At 39.0% G+C, this 8,771-nt stretch carries 8 protein-coding genes; 2 read left to right on the top strand and 6 right to left on the bottom strand.

Annotation, left to right across the window (positions count from 1 at the left end):
- From Q0X89_RS09990 to rnpA, 5 genes are all read right to left on the bottom strand, one after another.
- Positions 1 to 582, bottom strand: a 582-nt coding sequence (locus tag Q0X89_RS09990) for an SDR family NAD(P)-dependent oxidoreductase (protein WP_297693665.1), incomplete at its 3' end; no start/stop codon positions are given.
- Positions 579 to 1,460 carry an SMP-30/gluconolactonase/LRE family protein gene (locus Q0X89_RS09985; protein ID WP_297693663.1) on the bottom strand — a complete coding sequence of 294 codons (882 nt, stop codon included), beginning with the start codon at positions 1,458 to 1,460 and terminating at the stop codon, positions 579 to 581. The genes Q0X89_RS09990 and Q0X89_RS09985, both read right to left, overlap by 4 nt.
- A 13-nt stretch (positions 1,461 to 1,473) precedes the next feature.
- Positions 1,474 to 2,319 (bottom strand): fumarylacetoacetate hydrolase family protein, encoded by an 846-nt coding sequence (locus Q0X89_RS09980; RefSeq protein ID WP_297693661.1) that lies wholly within the window; start codon positions 2,317 to 2,319, stop codon positions 1,474 to 1,476.
- A 221-nt stretch (positions 2,320 to 2,540) separates the two neighbouring features.
- The gene (locus tag Q0X89_RS09975) at positions 2,541 to 4,169 is read right to left on the bottom strand and encodes a S41 family peptidase (protein WP_297693659.1); all 1,629 of its coding nucleotides are present in this window, start codon (positions 4,167 to 4,169) and stop codon (positions 2,541 to 2,543) included.
- Entirely contained in the window at positions 4,150 to 4,587 is a 438-nt protein-coding gene (gene rnpA, locus Q0X89_RS09970) for a ribonuclease P protein component (RefSeq protein WP_367177039.1), read from the bottom strand. Before rnpA ends, Q0X89_RS09975 begins: the two co-directional genes overlap by 20 nt.
- Positions 4,588 to 4,667: 80 nt before the next feature.
- On the opposite strand from rnpA, the gene Q0X89_RS09965 reads away from it, so the two are divergent.
- Together Q0X89_RS09965 and Q0X89_RS09960 are read left to right on the top strand one after the other, a co-directional pair.
- The gene (locus tag Q0X89_RS09965; protein WP_297693657.1) at positions 4,668 to 6,518 is read left to right on the top strand and encodes a CBS domain-containing protein; all 1,851 of its coding nucleotides are present in this window, start codon (positions 4,668 to 4,670) and stop codon (positions 6,516 to 6,518) included.
- 3 nt (positions 6,519 to 6,521) lie between these two features.
- Positions 6,522 to 7,727, top strand: coding sequence for a succinylglutamate desuccinylase/aspartoacylase family protein (locus tag Q0X89_RS09960; RefSeq protein WP_297693655.1), 1,206 nt, complete (start codon positions 6,522 to 6,524; stop codon positions 7,725 to 7,727).
- On the opposite strand, the gene Q0X89_RS09955 is transcribed toward Q0X89_RS09960, so the two are convergent.
- Positions 7,728 to 8,771: M1 family aminopeptidase (locus Q0X89_RS09955; RefSeq protein WP_297693653.1), on the bottom strand; the 1,044-nt coding region annotated here is incomplete at its 5' end.

Below are 8,771 nucleotides of genomic sequence, written 5' to 3'. Positions count from 1 at the left end.
TGTAAGCGTGGCCCCGGGAGCAATGGCATTAACAGTAATCTGATATGGCGCAAGTGCCAGCACCAGGCTTTTAGCCATCATTTGAAGTGCAGCCTTGGTCATGGAATATGCGGTTAAATCGGGATATCCTCTGATCCCTGTAATGGAAGACATTAGGACTACACGACCTCCGCGACCTTGTGTTTTCATAATTTCTCCGGTTTTTTGAACCAGAAAAAAAGCTCCTTTTAAGTTAAGCCCAATTACTTTATCGAATTCCTCGGGTTTAAATTTGAAAAAATCACCAAACAATGTAATCCCGGCATTGGGAATAACAAAATCTATTCTATTGTACTGCTTTAAGGTAAAAAGCACAAGCTCGTCTATTACCTCAATGTCCCCGGCATCCCCTACAAACACAGAACATTTATCGGGAAATTTTTCTTCAAGACTTATCAATGCATTTTCCACCACCTCTTTATCAACATCATTTATAACAACACATGCGCCATTTTGCAGCAATAATTCGGCTATGGCATATCCTATACCCATACCGGCCCCTGTAATAATCGCTACTTTATCCTCTATTCCATTGTAGATCATAGATTGCCTTTAAAACTATTTACCTTAAAACCCCCAACATCTGTTGTGTAACAAAAGAGACCCCCGCTGAGCGGATATGAATTCAGATCTTTTTCCGACATACCGCTTCGGGCTGTTGTGATATATAAAGTTTTTAAGTCTTTTCCCCCAAAACAGCATGATGTGACATGCGGTGCGTCAACTTCAATTTTCTCTAAAACCTTACCCGATTCCGGATTCCATCGTCTTACACATCCGCCTCCCCAATGCGCAATCCAGAGCATCCCTTCCCGATCTATTGTCATACCATCTGCTCCGCCATAGGCTACAGGGATTTTGAAAATGGTTTTTCTATTTGAAATTTCAGCCTTAACAACATCAAAATCAAATTGCCAAACCTCATAAACCGCCGTATCAATGTAGTAAAATTTGGTCTTATCCGGAGACCAGGCCATCCCATTTGAAATGCTTGTGTTTTTAATTTGAAGCGTATCCTTTAACTCATGGTCTACCTTAAAAAGGTTACCATATCCGGGCTTTAGATTTTTATGCATAGTGCCTATCCAAAGGTTCCCATTAGGATCACATTTACCATCATTAAACCTCAGCTTTTTATCAGAATTTTCAAGAATTCCAAGCGGCCTGAGCTCCCGGGTATTATAATTAAAACTGGCAATGCCGGTTTCCAATGCCAAAATTAAAGTTTCTTTTCCCGAGGGAATCACAGCCCCAATCATCTCCTCTAAGTGCCAAGCGGAATTCTCCTTGGTTTTATCATAGTGACAATGAAGTACCCCGGCTTCTATATCTACCCAAAATAATTGATCGGACTTGTAATCCCAAAAAGGACCTTCTCCAAGAGTTGCTTTTGCATCATAAATGAGACTGGCTTTCTGCACCTGCTAACTAAATTTAAATCATTTTTTGTTTTTGAATTCCAAGACCTTCAATGCTTAATTCAACTACATCTCCTTTTGCAAGGTAAGAAGGCGGATCCAAGCCTATGCCAACCCCGGCCGGGGTGCCGGTAGAAATTAAATCACCCGCTTCAAGGAGCATAAATTGCGACAGGTAATACACAATAAAGGCAGGTGTGAAGATCATAAAAGAAGTACTGCCATTTTGCCTTAATTCCCCGTTTACGGATAAGGTCATTTTTAAATTGTTGAGATCGCCTAATTCATCCGGGGTTGCGAGGTAAGGGCCAACCGGACTAAATCCGGGGCACGATTTGCCTTTTATCCACTGCCCCCCTTTTTCCAATTGAAAAGTCCTTTCAGACAGGTCATTTATAACACAATATCCCGCTATGGCTTCAGCGGCTTCTGCCTCATTTTTAAGGTAGAGCACATCTTTATTCAGAACCACCCCAAGCTCTACTTCATAGTCTGTTTTGGTAGAATTTTTAGGAATAGACACGTCATCATAAGGCCCACTTAAGGTATTGGTGGCTTTACCAAAAATTATGGGCTCTTCAGGTATTGCCATATTAGATTCTGCAGCGTGTTCTGAATAGTTAAGACCAATACACATAATCATTCCCGGCCTGCTTATACACGGCGCATGCCTTACAGAACCAGGTACTTCATTTAATTGAGCAGCATTGTCTTCGAGGTACTTCTCAAGTTTTGTTAATCCGCTGTTTTGAAAAAATTCCCGGTCCCAATCCTTAAATTCTTTTGAGCAGTCCAGTCTTTTACCCTGATATAGAACACCGGGTTTTTCATTCTCTTTTTCGCCAAAGCGTATTAGTTTCATAGTTGGTTGAATTTAAATGTCGGTCAAACTTTGATTGAATGGCAATGCCACAAGACGAGATCAGAACCTAATATGGGTACCAGTAATTAGCAGCCCTATTTACGCCTTTATAAATATAGTAAATAAGATAAGTACAGACCCATTAAAATGACCTTGAAAAAAAGCACTAAACAACGGCTAAGAATGTATGTCTTAAAACAGGACATGAAAGTCCAGTATCCTTATTTTAAGATAGACAGGTATCTTGCATTATCTTCCATTAAACCTGTTGCAGTTAATATAGCTTCATCATTCTTTAAATAATACTGATAAAGCCCTTCACGGTAGAAATAGCGCTTAATAATTTCATCCTGCAGATTAATCTGAATTTCCTTTTGATAGGTGTCAAGGGCATTGAGTTTGCGGGAATTAATTTCTGCCAGTAAGCTTTTGTAACTATCCTGAATATCTGCGCCATAAATAGCCTTGTCGTCACCGGTAATTGCTTCCTTCAGAGCCTTTTCTGTATTCGTTTCAAAATTAAAATCGCTCTGAGACACATATTTTTTAAAATCTTCAAAATCTGATGCGCTAAAACTAAAGTCATCAATACTGGAAGGGCTATTTTGGTAGTAATAGTTGGTAGCAAAATCAAAAACAAAATTATTGCCTATTAGCGCCTTGGTAAGGGCGTTAGTTTTCAGCGCTGCTATTTCAATATCGGGCATTACCCCGCCACCATCTTCAACTTTCCTGCCATTTCTTGTCTTAAATTCATTAAACTTTGTGGTTCTAACCGCATTGCCCTCTTCATCTCTGTTCCAATAATCCAAAGACTGAATACAACGTCCTGAAGGGGTATAATATCTCGAGATCGTGACCTTTAATTGCGTTCCGTAAGTAAGCTTCAGAGGCCTTTGGACCAACCCCTTGCCAAAACTTCTTGCCCCAACGATTACTGCGCGATCCAAATCCTGCAGACTTCCTGAAACAATTTCACTGGCCGAGGCACTTCCTCCATTTACCAGGACAACCAATGGGATGTCTTCATCCTCGGGCTGATTTTTTGTTTTGTACTCGCGATTGAACTTTTTTACTTTAGATTTAGTAGTAACGATCAATTCACCTTTAGGCACAAAAAGATTTGTAACATTTATTGATTCAGATAGGAGCCCCCCGGGATTTCCCCTTAGGTCTAATATAATTTTTTGCGCACCTTTTCCTTTCAAATCGCGAAGTGCTGCCTTGGTTTGGGAAGATGCCTTTGCATTAAACTTGGAAAGCACTATATAACCCGTATTTTCATTTACCATGCTGTAAAATGGAACGGCATCAACCTCTATAGCCTCCCTTTCAATTACAGTAGTATTTGTTTTTCCTTGTCTTTTATAGGTTACCTCAACTTTTGTATTGTTGGCTCCTTTTAACAATTCGCTGGCATCGTCTTTAAAATCAGCAATAGAGATGTCTCCTATTTTAATAATTTCATCGCCTGCTTTTAAGCCTGCCTTGTCTGCCGGATATCCTTTATAGGGCTCTATAATCACAAGCTTGTTATCATAAGAACGAACCACAGAACCGATGCCTGAATACTCTCCGGCATTGTTAATCTTATAAGTTTCAACATCCTGCTCATTCAGAAATTTTGTATACGGATCAAGATCATCCAACATGTTTTTAATGGCCGTATCCATAAGCTCTGCAGGATTGGTCTCATCTACATAATTCATGTTTAGTTCCTTAAACAGGGTAGTAAAAATTTCTATCTGCTTGGCAATCTCAAAAAAATCGCTTTTAAAACTACTTCCAACGACAAACATCACAACCGCCAATGCAGGGAGCAGTACTTTTTTACTTAATAGAGTCTTCATTAGATACTTTAATTAAAAATTTTTTTAGAATTACCTTCATATGCTTTTCTACATCTTCGTATTCAGGCATTTCATTTCCAAGGTATAAAAATAGAAACGCAAAGCTTCCCTCAATGTTGTTAAAAATTTTTTCTTTGTTCAACCTGTAGCTTTCCCTTAAGAGACGCTTTATGCGATTTCGCTTAACCGCACTTTTAAAAATTCTTTTGGGCGCGGTAACACCACATTGGATTTTTACTTCTGAAAGCTCATCAATAGGCAAATATATGAGCTTTAACGGATAGCTGGTAATAGACTTTCCATCTTCAAAAACCCTGCGAATAAGGATCTCACTTTTTAATTTTTCTTTCTTTGGAAATTTTGAGGACATAATGCGGCTAAAATAAACAATAAAAACCATGCCTTTGTGGTATGACAAATATCATATTTATACCTGTGTTAGGATTTTATCTTGCATTCGATTATATTTCGAGGTTATATACCTAAATGCTACTGATTATGGGGGAACTTAATGTAAAGAAGTTAACAAAGAATGAGGATAAAGTTGGATATATAGACCAATTGCTTACTGATATTGAAGCACTGGAATATATGCTCGAAACCGGAATGTTTAAAAAGAGGCCTGTACGCATTGGGGCAGAACAGGAATTCTGTCTGGTTGAAGAAAACTGGGAGCCTACAAATAAAGCAGATAAAATCCTTGAAGACATCAATGATCCTCATTTCACTTCTGAGCTAACGCTTTATAACCTGGAGATCAACCTGGACCCTCTTATTTTAAATGACCGGTGTTTTTCTGTGTTGCACAAACAGCTAAATGAATTGCTTGAAAAAGCCAAATCATGTGCGGCAAAACACAACACCAAGATTATCCTAACAGGAATATTACCTACAGTAGACACCAAATTTTTAGAAGAATCTTATATGACTCCTTTAAAACGATATCATGTTTTAAATGAAGCGATTAAAGATATCAGGAAAGAAGATATAGAGCTGCATATAAAAGGGGTAGATGAGGTAAACCTGCATCATAACACTATATTATATGAGGGGTGCAATACAAGTTTCCAATCACATCTTCAGATAGACGCAGAAAATTTTGCGGACACCTATAACTGGGCACAAGCCATAGCAGGACCAATACTTTCCATAGCAACTAATTCACCATTATTGTTAGGTCAGGAATTATGGGAAGAGACGCGAATAGCGCTATTTACCCAAAGCGTTGACACCAGGGCAAGCACCTTTATTCTCAATGAAAAGGAATCGAGAGTGGGTTTTGGAAATGATTGGGTTTCAGGCTCTGTAGCTGATTTTTATAAGGATGCTGTAATCAGATTCAGAAGTCTATTGACAACCGATTTTAAAACTGATAGCATGACAATGCTTAAAAGCGGGAAAACACCAAAATTGCGGGCATTAGCACTTCATAATGGCACTATTTACAAATGGAACAGGCTCTGTTATGGCGTAACGGACAATGTGCCCCATGTGAGAATTGAGAACAGATATATGCCATCCGGACCTACCACAGATGATGAAATTGCGAACATGATGTTGTGGGTAGGAGTGATGATGGGGAGGCCTAAAGCTTTTGAAGACATTCATAAAAAAATGAGTTTTAAAGACGCAAAAAGCAATTTCTTTAACGCCGCGAGATACGGTACCGCAGCACAGTTTTATTGGGACGGAAAACTACTTACCAGTCGCGAACTATTACTCGATCATTTTTTACCTATGGCCTTCAGAGGACTTTATAGTATGGGGGTTGCACCAAGAGATGCAGAACGCTATTTATCCATTATAGAAAACAGGGTTCGTTCAAATAATGGATCCAGGTGGATGGTTAAATCATTCCGAAAACTAAAAGAAAAGTATAAAATACCGGATGCGCTGAAGATATTGATGGCTACCATGTACGAACGACAGGAAAAACGTTATACCGTAGATATTTGGCAATTACCAAGGGGAGATGAATATTCTATTCCGAAAGAAGGACTTAAGGTTAAAGACCGGATGAACAGAAAAACATTGAGTGCACAGGAAAATGACAGTGCGGAGTTGGTATTAAAAATGATGCTTTGGAAAAATATTCACCACGCCCCCATACTGGATCATAACCTTGACTTAAGCGGATTGTTAACCTGGACAGATGTAAAAAATTACGTGGAGAACCCTGTTAAGTTAAAAAGAAATATTGGCACATTAATGACCAGGAATTTGATTACTGCAACCCCTGAAATGCCATTAAACGAAGCCAAAGAACTTATGAGTTCTAATAACATTAATTGTCTGCCGGTAGTAGAGGGGAAAAAACTAATTGGAATAATTACGACCAATGATTTTTGATTCATGAATAAATTCCAAACGAAGCCTATTGAAAAACTAAAGACCGAAAGAATAATAGGTCATATTTCTGGTAAGGAAACAGGCCCAACCATAGTTTTTTTTGGAGGAATACATGGTAACGAACCCTCAGGGGTTGAAGCGTTAGAGCAGGTGTTCAGACAATTGAAAGGCGGTGAGCTGCAAATAAAGGGATCCATCATTGGAATTAAAGGAAATATCCCGGCATTACTCAAAAAGAAGCGTTTTTTAGACAATGATCTAAATAGAATCTGGACACATTCCGGCATAGATAAAATTGAACAAAGAAACCACAAGGAACTCTCGGTCGAAGAGAATGAATTGATTTTCTTATACCAACTGATCTCGGACATATTTAAAACGGAACCGGCTCCTTACTACTTTATTGATTTTCATACCACCTCCAGTCCAACATTACCATTTATTACTATAAATGACGCCTTGATAAACAGGGAATTTGCACGCTTATTTCCCGTTCCGGTAATCCTTGGGATAGAAGAATATCTGGAAGGGCCGATGTTGAGCTATATCAATGAAAAAGGATACGTTGCTGTAGGGTTTGAATCCGGGCAGCACTTTACAGAGGAAGCCGTCACTAACTCAGTTTCCTTTATCTGGCTGGCCTTGATTTATGCGGGAATTATTAGCAAAGAAGAAGTGCCGGACTATAAGAAGCATCGCAATGTACTAAGCACAGCTGCAAAGGGCAACACCATTTTTTACGAGATAATTCACAGGCACAGAATCACTGAAGCTGATAATTTTAAGATGTTTCCGGGCTTCAGCAGCTTTGATAAATTACCGAAAGGCATAACCCTGGCCAATCATAACGGAGAAGAGATAACCGCTTATAAAGACACCATAGTGTTCATGCCCCTTTATCAGGTTCAGGGCGAAGAGGGTTTTTTCCTTATACGTCCTATACCCTCATGGATATTATCTTTTTCGGCATTTTTGCGCAGAATTAAATTTGATTATTTTCTGGCATCACTTCCGGGGATATCCTGGTCTAATTCATCAAAAGAAAAACTCATGGTAAATTTAAAGGTCGCCAGGTTTTTTAACAAACCCTTTTTCCACCTATTGGGCTACAGAAACAGAATGGTCGATGAAACACATCTGATATTGTATAACCGGGAGCGGGCTGCAAAAAATGAGATGTACAAAGACGCTTTCTGGTATAAAAAATAATTACTCAGAAGCCTGCCAAATATTGTTTTCAAGGTTTATATCAGCCATCAGCTGAGAAGGGTCAATTACCACTGCTTTAACGGAGCTAAGAGGCTTCTCAATAACAAATTCAAAGGTAGGATAAGCCCACGGCCAATCCTGCAAAGTTGTTCTCTCGATATTTGCATAGGGATTATCTTTTTTACCTCTCATAATGCGCAATGGCGTATAAAAAGTTTCTCTCGTTCCATCTTCATAAACCAGCAGGAGGTCAATAGGCATTGGCATTAGTCCTATTCTTTCAAGGACAATTTTGGTTTTATTGCCTTCTTCTGCCTGCACCTCTTTTATTCCGTAGTCAATGGTATTTGTAGTTCCTGTCCAATCAGTAAGATACCAGTCTAATTCTATTCCTGAAACCTTTTCTGCTGTTCTTTTAATATCATTTGGGATTGGATGTTTAAACTTAAAATCAGCATAGTAAGACCGCAGAGATTCCATCAACTTATCCTGCCCTATGATATAGCCCAATTGAGATAAAAATATAGAACCCTTGTTGTAGGCCGAAATGCCATATGCCGTATTGAGTTTATACCTGTCTGCATGGGTAGTTTGCGGCTGTTCCTTTCCGGATTGCGCTAAAGAAAAATAGCTGTTATACGTATTTTCAAACGGATTGTCTTTCTGCTGATTCATTATTTCGTTCATACATAAACTCGAAATGAATTGTGTAAAACCTTCATCCATCCAGGCGTGCTTTAATTCATTGGTAGCCAATACATGCTGAAACCAGGAGTGTGCCAATTCATGGACCGTAACGCCTACAAGACTTTCAAATTTTCGCTCCCCGGTAATTAGTGTGCTCATGGCATATTCCATTCCACCGTCTCCGCCTTGTATCACTGAATATTGCTCATAAGGGTAGGCACCAATATTTTCATTGAAAAAGCTCATGGCATCGGCGGTCTTGGGTTGCAATTTTTTCCAGTTTTCCAGAATATCAGGATTATTTTTATAAAAGAAATGCAGGGTAGGCCCGTTTTCCATTTTTAGTGAATCGTGAAT

The sequence above is a fragment of the uncultured Eudoraea sp. genome (assembly GCF_947258525.1).
Lineage (GTDB): Bacteria > Bacteroidota > Bacteroidia > Flavobacteriales > Flavobacteriaceae > Eudoraea.
This window is presented reverse-complemented; position numbering and strand designations above follow the sequence as displayed.